Genomic DNA, 16,105 nt, shown 5'->3' on the forward strand with positions numbered 1-16,105 from the left:
GAATAAACAGACCGACGCAGTAAGTGAGAGAACAATGTCGAATAAACCCTTCCATTATCAGGATCCTTTCCCCCTCAGTCAGGATCGGACCGAGTATTACCTGTTAACCCGCGATTACGTTTCTGTCTCTGAATTTGAAGGGCAGGAGATCCTCAAAGTTGACCCACAGGCGCTTACGCTGCTGGCGCAGCAGGCCTTCCACGATGCTTCCTTTATGCTTCGTCCGGCGCATCAGCAGCAGGTTGCCGATATCCTGAGCGACCCGGAAGCCAGCGAGAACGACAAATACGTCGCGCTGCAATTCCTGCGTAACTCGGATATCGCGGCGAAAGGCATTCTGCCGACCTGCCAGGACACCGGCACGGCCATTATCACCGGTAAAAAAGGCCAGCGCGTCTGGACCGGCGGCGGTGACGAAGCGGCGCTGGCGCACGGCGTCTACAACACCTACACCGAAGATAACCTGCGCTACTCGCAAAACGCGGCGCTGGATATGTACAAAGAGGTGAACACCGGCACTAACCTGCCGGCGCAGATTGACCTCTACAGCGTCGACGGTGACGAATATAAATTCCTCTGCATCGCCAAAGGCGGTGGTTCAGCCAACAAAACCTATCTTTACCAGGAAACCAAAGCGCTGCTGACTCCGGGCAAGCTGAAGAACTATCTGGTCGAGAAGATGCGCACCCTCGGCACCGCGGCCTGTCCGCCGTACCATATCGCGTTTGTGATTGGCGGTACGTCCGCTGAAAGCACCCTGAAAACCGTCAAGCTGGCCTCCACCAAATACTACGATGGTCTGCCAACCGAAGGTAACGAGCATGGCCAGGCGTTCCGCGACGTGCAGCTTGAGCAGGAACTGCTGACCGAAGCGCAGAATCTGGGGCTGGGCGCGCAGTTTGGCGGGAAATACTTCGCGCATGACATTCGCGTGATCCGACTCCCGCGTCACGGCGCATCCTGCCCGGTGGGCATGGGTGTGTCGTGCTCTGCGGATCGTAACATCAAGGCCAAGATCAACCGCGACGGCATCTGGATCGAAAAGCTGGAGAATAACCCGGGTAAATATATCCCGGAAGCGCTGCGTAAAGCGGGTGAGGGCGAAGCGGTGCGCGTTGACCTGAACCGTCCAATGAAGGAGATCCTGGCCCAGCTTTCACAGTATCCGGTTTCAACGCGCCTCTCCCTGAACGGGACAATTATCGTGGGCCGCGACATCGCCCATGCGAAGCTGAAAGAGCGCCTGGACAACGGCGAAGGGCTGCCGCAGTACATTAAAGATCACCCGATCTATTACGCAGGCCCGGCAAAAACGCCTGAGGGATATGCTTCCGGTTCGTTAGGCCCCACCACGGCGGGCCGTATGGACTCTTACGTTGACCAGTTGCAGGCCAACGGGGGCAGCATGATCATGCTGGCGAAAGGCAACCGCAGCCAGCAGGTGACGGACGCGTGCCACAAGCACGGCGGCTTCTACCTCGGCAGCATCGGCGGCCCGGCCGCGGTGCTGGCGCAGGGCAGTATCAAGAGCCTGGAGTGCGTGGAGTACCCGGAGCTGGGTATGGAAGCGATCTGGAAAATTGAGGTGGAAGATTTCCCGGCGTTCATCCTTGTGGATGACAAAGGTAACGACTTCTTCAAACAGATCCAGTCGTCTCAGTGTTCGGCGTGTGTGAAGTAATTCTGTAAATTGCCGGGTGGCGCTTACCCGGCCTACATTCTCGTAGGTCGGGTAAGCGTCAGCGCCACCCGACGTCAAAAAGAGCGCACAAAGCGCCATAACGTTTCTCAGAAGTCATCAATACTTATCTCTTAAGCATGTGAGCAATCCCATCTTTGTTATCAAGGAGTAAGTAATGACAATGCATCGCCGCGAGAAAGACTCTATGGGCGCCATCGACGTCCCGGCCGACAAGCTATGGGGCGCGCAAACCCAGCGTTCGCTGGAGCATTTCCGCATTTCGACAGAAAAAATGCCCGTCTCGCTCATCCAGGCGCTGGCGTTGACCAAACGCGCAGCCGCCAAAGTTAACCAGGATTTGGGCCTGCTGGATGCCGATAAGGCCAGCGCGATCATTAACGCCGCCGACGAAGTGCTGTCGGGCAAGCATCCCGACGAATTCCCCCTCGCCATCTGGCAGACCGGTTCAGGCACCCAGAGCAACATGAACATGAACGAGGTGCTGGCGAACCGCGCGAGCGAGCTGCTTGGCGGCGCGCGCGGCATGGAGCGTAAGGTTCACCCGAACGATGACGTGAACAAAAGCCAGAGTTCCAACGACGTGTTCCCCACGGCCATGCACGTGGCGGCTGTCATCGCTGTCCGCGAGCAGCTTATTCCACAGCTCAACGTGCTCAAATCGACGCTTAATGAGAAAGCGCAGGCTTTCCGCGACATCGTCAAAATTGGTCGTACGCATCTTCAGGACGCCACGCCGCTGACGCTCGGCCAGGAAATCTCCGGCTGGGTGGCGATGCTGGAGCACAACCTTAAGCATATCGAACACAGCCTGCCGCACCTGGCGGAGCTGGCGCTTGGCGGAACGGCGGTTGGCACCGGGTTAAATACCCATCCCGAGTATGCGGTGCGCGTGGCCGACGAGCTGGCGAAGATCACCGGGCAGGCGTTTGTTACCGCCCCGAATAAATTCGAAGCGCTGGCGACCTGCGATGCGCTGGTTCACACCCATGGCGCGCTGAAAGGGCTGGCAGCCTCGCTGATGAAAATCGCCAACGACGTCCGCTGGCTGGCCTCCGGCCCGCGCTGCGGCATCGGCGAGATCAGCATTCCGGAAAACGAGCCGGGCAGCTCCATTATGCCGGGTAAAGTGAACCCAACGCAGTGCGAAGCCATGACCATGCTGTGCTGCCAGGTGATGGGTAATGACGTGGCGGTGAACATGGGCGGCGCGTCGGGTAACTTCGAGCTTAACGTCTATCGCCCGATGGTGATCCACAACGTACTGCAATCGATTCGTCTGCTGGCCGACGGCATGGAGAGCTTTAACGAGCACTGCGCGGTGGGCATTGAGCCAAATCGTGAGCGAATCAGCCAGCTGCTGAATGAGTCCTTAATGCTGGTAACGGCGTTGAACACCCATATCGGCTATGACAAAGCGGCCGAAATCGCGAAAAAAGCGCACAAAGAGGGGCTTACCCTGAAAGCCTCTGCGCTGGCGCTGGGCTACCTGACGGACGCCGAGTTTGACGCCTGGGTCCGCCCGGAAGCGATGGTAGGCAGCCTTAAGTAATCACTGCGCCACATACAGGTGCAGCCGCGGAATAATCAGCTGTAGCGGCTGCGCCTGGGGTTTATAGCGATGCTGAACGTTTTCGGCATCGTAGTTCAGCAGTTCCCCGATATCCGGCACTACCGCACCCCGATCGGCATCGTAGAGCGCAATCAGCGGCGTTGGGCAGGCATACTGCACCTGCTTTTGCTGCCCGGCATACCAGACGCGGGCGATAGGCTGCACCTTCACCGGACGCTTTATCTTAAGACGCGTATCAGCCGGCAGGGAGGCAATGCTGTGGTACTCCTGCTCCAGCCGTTCAATCCACTGTTCCCGCGACCACGGGGCGACCGTCCGCGGCGATTTCAGGCTTTTCTCCAGCTGCGCCAGGATCTCATCGCGCGTGAAGTTTTTAATGATGTGCTTGTTGGCCCAGCCGAAGCGCAGCGTGGCGGGGTGGCGCAGTACCGTCAGCGAGCGGTAAGCGTTCAGGGTGATCAGCCCCGGAAGCTGGCGATGCACCCATTCAAAGCGGGCTGCGGGCGCCAGCCCGGACTCAACGGTCACGATCTTCTCGAAGGCGGCTTTCAGCGCATTAATATGCGTAATCTGCGCCTCAATCTCTTCACGCGTTGCGGTATCCGTTTGCAGACAGATGACGCCGGGCAGGCGAACGGCGGCCTTACTGCTGCGATTTTCGGACTGCTGCTGGATGAAGAGGCGGCGATAGTGCTGCAACGTCAGCTCCAGGGCAGCCTTGCCAATGTGCTGCGTCACTTCAATGGTGTTCAGCGGATCGTGTTCCGCGCCTTTCGCCACGTCGGGCAGGGAAAAGACGCGGGCGGCCAGCAGGCGGCAGCCCTCTAGTTGCCCCGTCAGGGTCAATAGCGCCTGCTCTATTTCCCGAAACGTGGTGTTCAGCCTTTCGATGAGATCGTAAGTCGCCATGGTCGTCCTTAATTAGTTACAACATACTAAAGGTATAGCACAACACGCCGGGTCAGGCCAGCGTGCGGTTTAGGTCAGGCAGGTACGGGAAGGGGAATGTTGTGATAGATCGGCCAGCTAAAGACGAAGCGGGCCCCTCCCAGCTCGCTCGCTTCGCAGCGAACCGTGCCGCCCATCGCCTGGGCAATGGATCGGACAATCGCCAGCCCCAGACCACAGCCGCCGGTAGCACGGTCGCGGCTGGGATCGAGGCGCACAAACGGCTCGAACACCTTTTCACGCTCGGCTGGCTCAATGCCGGGACCATCGTCTTCCACATGCAGAATCGCCTGGCTCCCCTGTAAATCTAAACCTATGCGCAGCGTCGTTTCGCTGTAGCGCATGGCGTTGTTCATCAGATTATCCAGCACGCGCTCCATCAGACGCATGTCCAGCGCGCCGTACGCCCCGGGAGTAATAGTCGTCAGCAGTTTTCGCTGAGGATTAACGCTCTGCACATCGTTAATGTGCGTCTGTAACCAGGCGGGGAGATCCGGCGTACTCAGATGCAACTCTGTCTGAGGCCGATCGAGGCGGGCATAGGTCAGCAGCTCTTCAATCAGCGCTTCTAACTGGCCAATATCCCGATTGAGCGCCTGGGATTCCGCATCGGTCAGGTTTTCGCTCATCTCCAGACGATACCGCAGGCGTACCAGCGGCGTGCGCAGTTCATGTGCAATGCCGTCGATCAGCTGTTTCTTACTGGCAATCAGGGCGTTGATGTTATCGGCCATCTGGTTAAAGGCAATACCGAGGCGGTCAAAGCTGGAGCCGCTGTCGAAGTGTATGCGTTCAGTGAAATGACCTTCCCCAAAACGCTGCGCGGCGGATTCCAGTTTCAGCATGTCCTGCCAGTGCGGGCGCATCCAGATGAAAACAGGGAAAGCGAGCGAGATGGCAATGAAGCCCAGCAGGGCGAGATCCAGCAGGCGCATCTGGTGCAGGTAATAGAGGTAGGGTACCGGCCCAACGGCTAGGACATAATGGCTGCGGGGAATACGCTGAATGAAAGTGTATTTTTCGTCCAGCGCCACGATGTCTCCGTCGCGCAGGCGCTGCATCGCGGGCGGCGCTAAATCAAAATCCTTTATCGGCTCGATGCGCAGATCAAACGACAGATTCAGATCCAGCTCTTTTAAGGTGCGTGCCCAGTCATGCGGGGGAATTTCACGCAGCTCGCTGCGCATCAGGTAGAGCGAGCTTTTCATCAGGTCGTCCAGGGATTGTCTGCCTGCGCGCTCTGCGGTGAATTTATAGACCAACCCGACCAGCATCGTCATTACCAGGAAGCAGACAAACAGCAGAAGATAAAACTGTACAAACAGCTTTTTCATTAAATATCACCGACACGCAACGCTAGCGTTTCTGTTCACCATCATTAACGCTATCAAAGCAGGGTTTACACCTGCTGACAACATTCATCACGGCGGAGCAGCGCATAATACCAGGCGCGGGCTTTCTGGAACGTAAGGGGTGTGCACAAGAAAGGGCTCCAACTCATTAAAGTTTCTTATCGAATCAGAGCATTGCAGGCATAGGTTATTCGTTAGCGATATTAATGATTACGCCGTAATCCTATTATTAACGGATTAGTGGTAAAGCCGTGCGGGCATTTTCGCGCGTTACAATGCACTGAATAGGAACAGGTTATTGTTTCGCTTTCTTTATTAAACGGGCACGCCATTTTATTTTTTATCTCTTCCCATAGCGCTTCCCGGTAGGGTGACACGTTATAAAGTGATATCTGGCTAAATTCTCCATTAATGAACACGCCGTTTTTCGTAGGGTGAATTCTGTCTCCCGGCACTAAATATATATCGCTTTCGTACCAGATAATTAATCTGATCAGTTTAAGGCCAACGATGCAGGAGTAAACAATGCCTGTATTAGGACAGATCACAGAACTTAAAACGCGCCATGCCATTATGCTTCCCTCAGGTTAGGATGATAAGTCTGTAATTTTGTTTAGCACGAGATTTCAAGTTAATCAATATCGTAACTTATTGATATTGATCGTTATTTTATTTGGATATAGATTATTCCCTTTCATTTCAATGATATAATCCTCACGGAGGTGAGGGTTTTTTTTATGATTTTTTCTCACGGAAGGAGAGTGTCGGTTAAATTTTGATCGAGAAAAGGTTTTAACATTTCGGTGTAATCTTGAGGAATTGTCCGAACGTTTCATTGCCATTACGATGGAAAAACACATCGTAATGGCAATGCGCAAAATAATTAAATGGCGTCTCCCGGACGTTTCACTTTGGCTATCAGCTTTTCGGTAATCGACAGGCCTTCCGCGATACCCTCATCAATGACGGAAATACCGTGTTCGTCGATCAGTTCAAGGAGCGCTTCATAGGTCTGGATCAGTTCCAGAAGATTAAAGAGGGCTTTTTGGTCGTGCCGGGTAGGCAGCATTTGGCTGGCTGTGGTTTGATGAACAATCCATTCAAGGTTGGTTTTAATGTTCTCTACATCATCGTAGCTATACATATTTCATAGGCTTAAATCCTCATATCAAGATTTTTTTGGAGAAGTACGGCTTGCAACGTCACTGTCAGAAGCGTGTCACTGCTTAGAAGCTCTGAAGGTTAAGAAGAACTGGGGCAAGCGGCAGAAGCGGTTCCTGGTTTATGTCGCTGCTGCTGGCATGTGCCCTGAAGAAGAAGGAGAAGTGCATACGTACAATTATGCAACATCTTGCTGTAATAGCAAGAAAAGTCTTATGCGCCGGGCACCATCAGGTTTCCCAGGCGTGCGGTGCAAACAGGTAGCCTTTGTTGCGCACGGTTTTAATGCGGTAGGGCTCAGTAGCGCTATCCAGCAGTTTCTTACGCAGACGTGAAATCGCCACGTCAACGCTGCGATCCATCCCGTCGTAACTGACGCCGCGCAAATTTTTCAGCAACGCGTCCCGGTCCATAATTTGCCCGGCATGAGTTGCCAGCTCCCACAGCAGGTCAAAATCTGCGGTTGAGAGCGCAATCAGCTCACCGGAAAGCGTAACCTGGCGGTTAACCGGGTCGATAGAAAGCGTGCCGAACCGCATCGCTTTATGCGGTGTTAAAGAAGGCGCAGGCGCATCACGTTCGGCACTGGCGCGCTGGCGCAGATGCAGGCGTAAGCGGGCAAGCAGGACCGCCGGGGGCGTGGTTTTGAGGATGTAGTCATTAGCGCCCATCTCAAGCGACAGAATATGATTCATATCGCTGTCCAGCGAGGTCAGCAGCACGATCGGGCCGTCCCACTTCGCGCGCAGATCCCGGCAGAGCGTCATGCCATCTTTTCCGGGCAGCATGATATCCAGCAGCACCAGATCCGGATTTTCGCGGGTGACGACGTCCTCAGCGCGATCGCCACGAGGCTCGACAACCACGTCCATATCATGTTTACCCAGATAAGCGGCGATCAATTGCCCCACTTCGGGTTCATCTTCAACATAAACAATCTTATTCATACAACGTCTGTTATCGCGAAAAACGTCAACATACACCGCGCAACCTTAACCTTCCATTAATCTTTCTCAATTAGCCGGAGTTCCGTTATGCTGCGTAACATTGTTATTTGATTGTTAAGGGAAAAGCATGGGGCTGGTGATAAAAGCCGCGCTGGGTGCGCTGGTGGTGTTACTGATTGGGGTGCTGGCTAAAACGAAGAACTATTACATTGCCGGGCTGATCCCGCTGTTCCCGACCTTTGCGTTAATCGCACACTATATCGTGGCCTCCGAGCGGGGTATTGAGGCGCTGCGCGCCACGATCGTCTTCGGGATGTGGTCAATCATCCCGTATTTTATCTATCTGCTGTCGCTGTGGTACTTCACCGGGTTTCTGCGTCTGCCCCTGGCGCTGGGCGGGGCGGTGGTCTGCTGGAGCCTCAGCGCCTGGGTACTCATATTCTTCTGGAGCCGCTTTCACTAGCGCAGCGGACGGCCACCGTCCACGGCAAACGTTCGGCCCGTGACGTAGCAGCTGGTCAGCAGGTAATCGATCAGGTCGATCACTTCTTTCTCGCCGGGCGCGATTTTCATCAGCGACTTGTTGAGCGCCTGCTGGCGATACTCGGCATCATCGCCCTCGTTGAACAAAATCATCGCCGGAGCAATCGCGTTGACCTTCACCTCGGGCGCCAGCTTGCGCGCAAACGAGCGGGTCATATTATCCAGGGCGGCTTTGCTGGCCGCGTAGGCGATGTGTTTGTCGCTTCCTCGCTCCACCACGTAATCGGTGAAATGGATAATGTCGCCTGCGGCATGGCCGTGTCCGCGCAGCAGATCCTGTAGGGCATGGTTGAGCAGATAAGGGGCATTAACGTGGATCTGCATCATGCAGGCAAGCGTTTCGCTGAGCGAATGTCCGGCTTTTTCAGGAAGCCAGGTGCTGGCGTTATGAATAATCGCCCGTAGCCCGTGGGTGGTGGATTTTACGTTTTCCGCAAAGGCGAGAATGCCTTCATCCGTGGAGAAATCCGCCTGAATGCATACTGCACCGGCATTTCGAAGCCCTTCAATGGAGGGATACTCCGTTCGGTAACTGACGATAACCGGATGGCGAAGATTGAGAAAGTGATGGGCGAGGGCGAGGCCGATGCGACGGCCTGCGCCAGTGATCAATATTGGGCGTTGCTGCGTGTGTCCCATCGTAATCTCCTTTTCAGTTGAACAATGGGACAGGCGGCGCTATCCCATTAACATCCACGTTGCCGGCACGGCAGCGACTAACAGCAGACCTATCAACGCCATTTCGCGGCGTTTAAGGGCGTTATCAAGCTGATGCGTACGGCGAGCATAGATAAACACCAGCAGGCCCGGCGCGTAAAGCACCACGGACAGCAGCAGATGCATCGGGCCGGAAGCATACAACAACCATAGACCGTAAATACAGGCGCCGACGCCGACCGCATAGTGTGCCGGGCGGGTCGCAATTTTTAACAGATATGCACCCACTAAGAAATAGGGTACCAGAATCATCTCGGAGGCGATGGTCAGCAGCGTGTTGTAGTCCGAACCTGTGAGCCAGATCAGCACCAGACAAACCTGCACGCTGATGTTGGTGAGCCACAGCGAGGCCGATGGCGCGCTGTTTTTGTTCTGACGAGCAAAGAGGCGCGGGAACGCTTTATGCGTGGCGGCCAGGAACGGCACTTCCGCGGCCATAATGGTCCAGCTCAGGTATGCGCCGCAGACGGAGACGATTAAACCCGCCGCGATTATCACGTCACCCCAGGGGCCCATCATCTTCACCATCAGCCCGGCCATGGACGGATTACGCATTTCCGCCAGTTCAGGGCGGGCCACCACGCCGAGCGACAGCAGCGTCACCAGCAGATAAACGCCCAGCGCCGCCAGGACGGCCAGCAGCGTGGCACGTCCCACGTCGCGCTTGTTGCGCGCGCGGGCAGAGACCACGACGGCCCCCTCAACACCGATGAACACCCACAGGGTGATCAGCATGGTATTTTTTACCTGTTCCCAGACGGGGACGCCCAGCGCAATACCGCTGAAATCGAGCGTAAACACATCGAGACGGAAGGCAAGGAAGGCAAGGACGACGAACAGGCCAAGCGGCACCAGCTTGGCCAGCGTCGCCACCAGGTTGATGCTGGCTGCGGTCTGGACACCGCGCAAAATCAGCCAGTGTACGATCCACAGCAGCACCGAGGCGCCGACGATGGATTGCCAGGTATTGCCGTCACCAAACAGGCGCAGCTCGGGCGTATCGGTAAAGAAACTGAGCGCCGAGAAGACGATAACCAGATAGGAGACGTTGGCGATCACCGCACACAGCCAGTAACCCCAGGCGGAGCAGAAGCCAATCAGCTCGCCGAAACCTTCACGGGCGTAAGTGAATATCCCGCCGTCCAGATCCGGGCGAATACGGGTCAGCAGCAGCATGGCGAACGCCAGCAGCAAAATCCCGACACCGGTAATGCCCCAGCCAATCAGTAATGCGGCAGGGCTGGCAACGGCCGCCATGTTCTGCGGCAAACTGAATACGCCCGCGCCCAGCATTGAGCTCAATACAAGTGCAGTTAAAGCACTCAGGCCAAGTTTCTTTTCCATTGGCTTCCTGTTATGAAAGGTCCAAACCCAGAATAATTATTTCGCTAAGGCGCATAAAAATGGTGGATCACACTAAGGCGCGGGATTTTACGGAGTGTGACGGATGCATGCAATGACGTGGGGCAGAAATCAGAAAAAAAGTAACAAAAAAGGCGGCAGTGTGCCGCCTTTGTGAAACCGTTTTGTTACTTGTACAGATCGGCGCTGATGGTCAGGTTGTTACCACGTTCCTGCCACTGGCGGGTGATGTGGTAGTACTTCGCGCCTTTCTTCGCGGCACGCTTCGCCACCTGATAGGAGATTTCCGTCATGTTGCCGTAGTTGCCCGTAAACTTGACGCTGTCGAACGGCACCATCTGCGCGGCGGTGGCTTTGTTCAGCTCTTCAATTTTCGTGCCGTCTGGCAACGTAACGGTATAACGACCGCCTTTCGTGGATTGGGTTTCAAAGAAACGGCCCACTTCAGCGCTTGGTGCAGCAGAGGTTGCTACGCCCGGGATTTCCACTTTCTTCGCTTCTTCACCGCCTTTCGCTAACGCGGCGCGACCGGCGTCTGAATCCGCTGGAATCGCATCCGGGCTTTGCACCACGCGTTTTTTCGCATCTTGCTTATAGATGAAGGCGGTGATGCGCTGGTTTCCACCCTGGTTGGCATCTACCTGACGCACGATGTAGAACGCGTAAGCGCCTTTTTCTCGCGCGGCTTTGGTGATGGCATCGTTAACTTCAGGCTGGCTGCGGTAGAAGCCCTGAACGGTAACGGTATCATACGGTTCCAGCTGAACGGCCTGATCTTTCGGCAGTTCAACAATGCCGTTAATCACGCGGTTTTTCTGTTCATCCGCTTTCGGGGCATTCTCTTTGTACAGCGCAACGGTCACGCGCTGGTTGCCGCTGTTGCCTTGATCGGACTGGTCAACAACGTAAAACGAGGCAGCGCCGTTTTTATCGGCGGCTTTTGATGCAGCGGCGACGGCATCGCCAATGGAGTTATAGCGACCCACAATGACCGTATGGTCAAAAGGTTTTAACGCTGCCGCTTGCTCCGGCGTTAACTCTGTCGCGGCATTCGCAGACAGGGCGGTCGCGGAAAGAAGTGCGGACGCCAGGAGTGTGTTCTTAAGCTTCATAAAAATAATCCTTCGCCTTGCGCAAACCATGTACTGGTGTTGTTGTTAATTTGAGACGGTCCCGATTATGGCATTTAACACCCGTCGCTGTCTGCGGCATTTTTCACAGCCTGTGCTCACCAAAGGGTCTGATTCGATAACATTTAGTGATATGTGGAAAAAACAGACGTTTGACAAGCAAAACTGATAAAGCATATGACTTTTACAAGTTAATTTAATGTTAATGAGTTGTTCTTTTATGGCGCTATATCATGTTTTTACCGCTTCGCTTGCGCGATTTATCGGTCCTGAAGGCGAATTTAAGGTAAATATCTCTGTCAGTGACCCCGATCGCTTATTTTTCACAGATAAAGTAATAAATAGTGTTTTCTGGCGGTAGATCGCGGGCGCTATTTTCAGTAGGTTATAGAAAGTTTGTTACTGTTTTATTTTCCGGGGTTAATCATTCTCCGCCGCTATCACGCTGGCGAAAATTGATACAAACCGCGGGCAATTATCGACAAACCATCATCAAAAACCGATGGAAGGGAAAACTATGCGTATTGGGGTACCAAAAGAACGGTTAGCCAATGAAACCCGCGTAGCGGCAACACCGAAAACGGTGGAGCAACTGCTTAAGCTGGGTTTTACCGTCGCGATTGAAAGCGGCGCGGGCAAACTGGCGAGTTTCGATGACGAGGCCTTTATTCAGGCTGGCGCGGACGTCGTGGACGGTGCTGAAGTCTGGCAATCACCCATTATTCTGAAGGTCAATGCACCGGAAGAGAGTGAAATTGAACTGCTGAACGCGGGCACTACGCTGGTGAGCTTTATCTGGCCAGCCCAAAACCCGGAGCTGATGGAGAAGCTGGCGGCACGCGGCGTCACCGTGATGGCAATGGACTCCGTGCCGCGTATTTCGCGCGCGCAGTCTCTGGATGCGCTGAGCTCTATGGCGAACATTGCCGGCTATCGCGCCATTGTCGAAGCTGCTCATGAGTTTGGTCGCTTCTTTACCGGTCAAATTACGGCGGCAGGTAAAGTACCACCCGCAAAAGTGATGGTGATTGGTGCCGGTGTGGCAGGTCTTGCCGCTATCGGGGCGGCAAACAGCCTGGGCGCTATCGTCCGCGCGTTTGACACCCGGCCGGAAGTGAAGGAGCAGGTGCAGAGTATGGGCGCCGAGTTCCTTGAGCTGGACTTCAAGGAAGAGGCGGGCAGCGGTGATGGTTACGCGAAGGTCATGTCTGAGGCCTTTATCAAAGCGGAAATGGCGCTTTTTGCAGCGCAGGCGAAGGAGGTGGACATTATTGTCACCACCGCGCTTATTCCGGGTAAACCGGCACCGAAGCTGATCACCCGTGAAATGGTAGACTCCATGCAGCCGGGTAGCGTGATTGTCGATCTGGCGGCGCAAAACGGCGGTAACTGTGAATATACCGTGCCAAATCAGGTGACGACGACCGCGAACGGCGTGAAGGTGATCGGCTATACCGATCTGCCGGGGCGTCTGCCAACCCAGTCCTCTCAACTGTACGGCACGAACCTCGTTAACCTGCTGAAACTGCTCTGTAAAGAGAAAGACGGCAACATCACCGTTGATTTTGATGATGTCGTGGTGCGCGGCGTGACCGTGGTGCGTGAAGGTGAAATCACCTGGCCTGCACCGCCGATTCAGGTTTCTGCTCAGCCTCAGGCTGCCCCGAAAGCGGCGCCGGAGCCCGTTGAGCCAGCAAAACCTGCATCACCGTGGCGCAAATACGCCATCATGGCGCTGGTCATTATCCTGTTTGGCTGGCTGGCGGACGTCGCGCCAAAAGAGTTCCTTGGCCACTTCACCGTCTTCGCGCTCTCCTGCGTGGTCGGTTACTACGTTGTATGGAACGTCTCCCATGCGCTGCATACGCCGCTGATGTCGGTCACCAATGCCATCTCCGGGATTATCGTGGTTGGGGCATTGCTGCAAATTGGTCACGGCGGCTGGATCAGCTTCCTGAGCTTTATTGCGGTGCTGATCGCCAGCATCAATATTTTCGGTGGTTTCACCGTGACTCAGCGCATGCTGAAAATGTTTCGTAAAGGCTAAGGGGTAGCATATGTCTGGAGGATTAGTCACAGCCGCATACATTGTTGCTGCAATCCTGTTTATTTTCAGTCTGGCGGGACTTTCCAAACACGAAACGTCTCAGCAGGGAAATAACTTTGGTATCGCCGGGATGGCGATTGCGCTGATTGCCACCATCTTCGGGCCGGACACCGGCAACGTGGCGTGGATCCTGGTGGCGATGATCATCGGCGGCGCGATTGGTATTCGTCTGGCGAAACGCGTAGAAATGACCGAGATGCCGGAGCTGGTTGCTATTCTGCACAGCTTCGTGGGTCTGGCTGCGGTGCTGGTGGGCTTCAACAGCTACCTGTACCACGAACCGGGCCTGGAGCCGATTCTGGTTAACATTCACCTGACCGAAGTGTTCCTCGGCATCTTCATCGGTGCAGTGACCTTCACCGGGTCGATTGTGGCGTTCGGCAAGCTGCGCGGGAAGATCTCGTCTAAGCCGCTGATGCTGCCTAACCGCCACAAGCTGAACCTGGCGGCGCTGGTCGTTTCCTTTGTGCTGCTGGTGATCTTCGTGCGCACCGAAAGCGTAGGCTTGCAGGTGCTGGCGTTACTGGTGATGACCATTATCGCGCTGGCGTTCGGCTGGCATCTGGTGGCGTCTATCGGTGGGGCAGATATGCCGGTGGTCGTTTCCATGCTGAACTCCTACTCCGGTTGGGCAGCGGCGGCGGCAGGCTTTATGCTGAGCAACGACCTGCTGATTGTCACCGGTGCGCTGGTCGGTTCTTCCGGTGCGATCCTGTCTTACATCATGTGTAAGGCGATGAACCGTTCGTTTATCAGCGTCATCGCGGGGGGCTTCGGCTCTGACGGTTCTTCTACCGGTTCTGACGAAGAAGTGGGCGAACACAGAGAGATCAGCGCGGAAGATACCGCAGAGATGCTGAAAAACTCGCATTCCGTCATCATTACACCGGGCTACGGCATGGCGGTGGCGCAGGCGCAGTATCCGGTGGCGGAAATCACTGAAAAACTGCGCGCGCGCGGTATCAAAGTGCGCTTTGGTATTCACCCGGTGGCGGGGCGTCTGCCAGGCCACATGAACGTGCTGCTGGCGGAAGCGAAGGTGCCTTACGACATCGTGCTGGAAATGGATGAGATCAACGATGATTTCGCCGATACCGACACCGTGCTGGTGATTGGCGCCAACGACACCGTTAACCCGGCGGCGCAGGACGATCCGCGCAGCCCGATTGCGGGCATGCCTGTTCTGGAAGTGTGGAAGGCGCAGAACGTCATTGTCTTCAAACGCTCTATGAATACCGGCTACGCTGGTGTGCAGAACCCGCTGTTCTTTAAAGAGAACACCCACATGCTGTTTGGCGACGCCAAGGCCAGCGTGGATGCGATTCTGAAATCGCTTTAATTTCGCTTCATCCTGCCAAACCGCCCCCTGGGGCGGTTTTCTTATTTCTGCGGTCAGCCATTCTCCTCTGTCTATACTTTACCCTTTGTGTAATACGAGGAGGTGTAATGCAATTTCTGTCCCGCTTCGACATCATCGCGCTGATGATGACGCCATCATTCTGGATTGGCGTCGCCACGGTGGTCATTGTGACGCTGCTGGTATACTGGCTGCTGACGCGCCTGATCGCCTTCGTGAAGAAAGGAATCACCACCTGGGGCGACAAGCATCCCACCACCAACCGGATGCGCTTTATCCTGACGGATATGCTTAACCGCACCAGCCGCGTCCTGCTGTTTGTCGTGGCGCTGTTGTTCAGCCTGCGCTTCGTTGACTTACCGGACCATCTCTTTGGCACCGTGAGCCACGCCTGGTTCCTGGTCTTCGCCATTCAGGTGGCGCTGTGGATGGATCAGGGGGTTGTGTCGTGGCTTCGTCACGTCATGCTGGCACCGGGAAGCCATAAAAACCCGGTTACGCTGGTGATCACGGGGCTCATCCTCCGTGCCATTGTCTGGTCAGTGATGCTGCTGTCTATTCTTGCTAACGCGGGCGTCAACATCACTGCTCTGGTTGCCAGCCTTGGGGTAGGGGGTATTGCAATCGCCCTCGCGGTGCAAACGATCCTGAGCGACGTGTTCGCCTCGCTCTCCATCGGTTTTGATAAGCCGTTCGAAATTGGCGATTTTGTGGTGTTTAACGATGTCGCCGGCACGGTCGAGCACATCGGTCTGAAAACCACCCGTATCCGCAGCCTGAGCGGGGAGCAGATTGTCTGCGGGAACGCCATCCTGCTGCAACAGACGCTGCATAACTATAAGCGGATGCAAACGCGCCGAATCGTCTTTACCTTCGGCGTCGCCAGCGACACGGCGCCGGATAAACTGCGTTCTGTGGGTGAGATGGTTAAAAAGATCATTACCGACGTCGGGGAAACGAAGTTTGACCGCGCCCATTTCCTGGGCTTCGATCGCGATCGTCTGACCTTCGAGGTGGTTCATATCGTTAATACGGCGGATTACAACAAGTACATGGATATTCAGCAGGAGATCAATATCCGTATTCTGGAAGGGCTGAATCAGCAGGAGATCAAGCTGGCGCTGCCGAGCATGGTTCTTCACGCGCCCTGGATGGACGCCGGCGACGAGGCACCTGCCCAGCGGTTGAGCGAAGCGTAATAAAAAAAGC

General features: G+C 55.3%; 14 protein-coding genes. 6 read left to right on the forward strand and 8 right to left on the reverse strand.

The genetic code is table 11. The features are described 5' to 3' along the window. Window positions 1-34: 34 nt before the first annotated feature. Both fumA and fumC read left to right on the forward strand, forming a co-directional pair. Window positions 35-1,681: a class I fumarate hydratase FumA gene (fumA, locus tag DBR02_RS20180; RefSeq protein ID WP_063448897.1), complete on the forward strand. Its 1,647-nt coding sequence runs from the start codon at window positions 35-37 to the stop codon at window positions 1,679-1,681. A 175-nt stretch (window positions 1,682-1,856) separates the two neighbouring features. Next, entirely contained in the window at window positions 1,857-3,251 is a 1,395-nt protein-coding gene (fumC, locus tag DBR02_RS20185; protein ID WP_063866949.1) for a class II fumarate hydratase, read from the forward strand. On the opposite strand, the gene tus is transcribed toward fumC, so the two are convergent. The 5 genes from tus to rstA form a co-directional block, all read right to left on the reverse strand. Next, complete coding sequence (gene tus, locus DBR02_RS20190) at window positions 3,252-4,181, reverse strand: DNA replication terminus site-binding protein (protein ID WP_107535234.1); 930 nt, start codon at window positions 4,179-4,181, stop codon at window positions 3,252-3,254. A 74-nt stretch (window positions 4,182-4,255) separates the two neighbouring features. Further along, the gene (rstB, locus tag DBR02_RS20195; protein WP_107535235.1) at window positions 4,256-5,554 is read right to left on the reverse strand and encodes a two-component system sensor histidine kinase RstB; all 1,299 of its coding nucleotides are present in this window, start codon (window positions 5,552-5,554) and stop codon (window positions 4,256-4,258) included. Between the two features lie 221 nt (window positions 5,555-5,775). After that, window positions 5,776-6,144, reverse strand: coding sequence for an anti-adapter protein IraM (iraM, locus tag DBR02_RS20200; RefSeq protein WP_107535236.1), 369 nt, complete (start codon window positions 6,142-6,144; stop codon window positions 5,776-5,778). 311 nt (window positions 6,145-6,455) lie between these two features. Continuing rightward, window positions 6,456-6,716 (reverse strand): hypothetical protein, encoded by a 261-nt coding sequence (locus DBR02_RS20205; RefSeq protein WP_107535237.1) that lies wholly within the window; start codon window positions 6,714-6,716, stop codon window positions 6,456-6,458. 247 nt (window positions 6,717-6,963) lie between these two features. Beyond that, entirely contained in the window at window positions 6,964-7,680 is a 717-nt protein-coding gene (gene rstA, locus DBR02_RS20210; RefSeq protein ID WP_107535238.1) for a two-component system response regulator RstA, read from the reverse strand. Between the two features lie 127 nt (window positions 7,681-7,807). Between rstA and DBR02_RS20215 the strand changes: the two genes are divergently transcribed. Further along, window positions 7,808-8,143 carry a GlpM family protein gene (locus tag DBR02_RS20215; protein ID WP_032670034.1) on the forward strand — a complete coding sequence of 112 codons (336 nt, stop codon included), beginning with the start codon at window positions 7,808-7,810 and terminating at the stop codon, window positions 8,141-8,143. On the opposite strand, the gene folM is transcribed toward DBR02_RS20215, so the two are convergent. The 3 genes from folM to ydgH form a co-directional block, all read right to left on the reverse strand. After that, a complete protein-coding gene (gene folM / locus DBR02_RS20220; protein WP_107535239.1) occupies window positions 8,140-8,862 on the reverse strand; it encodes a dihydromonapterin reductase in 723 nt (240 codons plus the stop codon). The two genes, DBR02_RS20215 and folM, sit on opposite strands and share 4 nt — an antisense overlap. A 39-nt stretch (window positions 8,863-8,901) precedes the next feature. Beyond that, window positions 8,902-10,284: an amino acid permease gene (locus DBR02_RS20225; protein ID WP_064910640.1), complete on the reverse strand. Its 1,383-nt coding sequence runs from the start codon at window positions 10,282-10,284 to the stop codon at window positions 8,902-8,904. A gap of 185 nt (window positions 10,285-10,469) precedes the next feature. Beyond that, window positions 10,470-11,414, reverse strand: coding sequence for a DUF1471 family protein YdgH (gene ydgH / locus DBR02_RS20230; RefSeq protein WP_107535240.1), 945 nt, complete (start codon window positions 11,412-11,414; stop codon window positions 10,470-10,472). Between the two features lie 535 nt (window positions 11,415-11,949). Between ydgH and pntA the strand changes: the two genes are divergently transcribed. From pntA to DBR02_RS20250, 3 genes are all read left to right on the forward strand, one after another. Then, window positions 11,950-13,479 carry a Re/Si-specific NAD(P)(+) transhydrogenase subunit alpha gene (gene pntA / locus DBR02_RS20240; protein WP_107535241.1) on the forward strand — a complete coding sequence of 510 codons (1,530 nt, stop codon included), beginning with the start codon at window positions 11,950-11,952 and terminating at the stop codon, window positions 13,477-13,479. A 10-nt stretch (window positions 13,480-13,489) separates the two neighbouring features. After that, on the forward strand, window positions 13,490-14,878 hold the full coding sequence (gene pntB, locus DBR02_RS20245; RefSeq protein WP_063451506.1) for a Re/Si-specific NAD(P)(+) transhydrogenase subunit beta: 1,389 nt from the start codon (window positions 13,490-13,492) through the stop codon (window positions 14,876-14,878). 107 nt (window positions 14,879-14,985) lie between these two features. Beyond that, window positions 14,986-16,095 (forward strand): mechanosensitive ion channel family protein, encoded by a 1,110-nt coding sequence (locus DBR02_RS20250; protein ID WP_107535242.1) that lies wholly within the window; start codon window positions 14,986-14,988, stop codon window positions 16,093-16,095. The last annotated feature ends 10 nt before the right edge of the window (window positions 16,096-16,105 follow it).

The organism is Enterobacter cloacae complex sp. (assembly GCF_900322725.1).
GTDB classification, from domain to species: Bacteria; Pseudomonadota; Gammaproteobacteria; order Enterobacterales; family Enterobacteriaceae; genus Enterobacter; species Enterobacter quasihormaechei.

Coding starts and splice junctions, on each gene's coding strand:
- DBR02_RS20205 (WP_107535237.1), bottom strand. CDS start 6,716: ATGTATAGCTACGATGATGTAGAGAACATTAAAACCAACCTTGAATGG.
- DBR02_RS20225 (WP_064910640.1), bottom strand. CDS start 10,284: ATGGAAAAGAAACTTGGCCTGAGTGCTTTAACTGCACTTGTATTGAGC.
- DBR02_RS20250 (WP_107535242.1), top strand. CDS start 14,986: ATGCAATTTCTGTCCCGCTTCGACATCATCGCGCTGATGATGACGCCA.
- fumC (WP_063866949.1), top strand. CDS start 1,857: ATGACAATGCATCGCCGCGAGAAAGACTCTATGGGCGCCATCGACGTC.
- rstA (WP_107535238.1), bottom strand. CDS start 7,680: ATGAATAAGATTGTTTATGTTGAAGATGAACCCGAAGTGGGGCAATTG.
- rstB (WP_107535235.1), bottom strand. CDS start 5,554: ATGAAAAAGCTGTTTGTACAGTTTTATCTTCTGCTGTTTGTCTGCTTC.
- ydgH (WP_107535240.1), bottom strand. CDS start 11,414: ATGAAGCTTAAGAACACACTCCTGGCGTCCGCACTTCTTTCCGCGACC.
- pntB (WP_063451506.1), top strand. CDS start 13,490: ATGTCTGGAGGATTAGTCACAGCCGCATACATTGTTGCTGCAATCCTG.
- folM (WP_107535239.1), bottom strand. CDS start 8,862: ATGGGACACACGCAGCAACGCCCAATATTGATCACTGGCGCAGGCCGT.
- tus (WP_107535234.1), bottom strand. CDS start 4,181: ATGGCGACTTACGATCTCATCGAAAGGCTGAACACCACGTTTCGGGAA.
- DBR02_RS20215 (WP_032670034.1), top strand. CDS start 7,808: ATGGGGCTGGTGATAAAAGCCGCGCTGGGTGCGCTGGTGGTGTTACTG.
- pntA (WP_107535241.1), top strand. CDS start 11,950: ATGCGTATTGGGGTACCAAAAGAACGGTTAGCCAATGAAACCCGCGTA.
- fumA (WP_063448897.1), top strand. CDS start 35: ATGTCGAATAAACCCTTCCATTATCAGGATCCTTTCCCCCTCAGTCAG.
- iraM (WP_107535236.1), bottom strand. CDS start 6,144: ATGGCATGGCGCGTTTTAAGTTCTGTGATCTGTCCTAATACAGGCATT.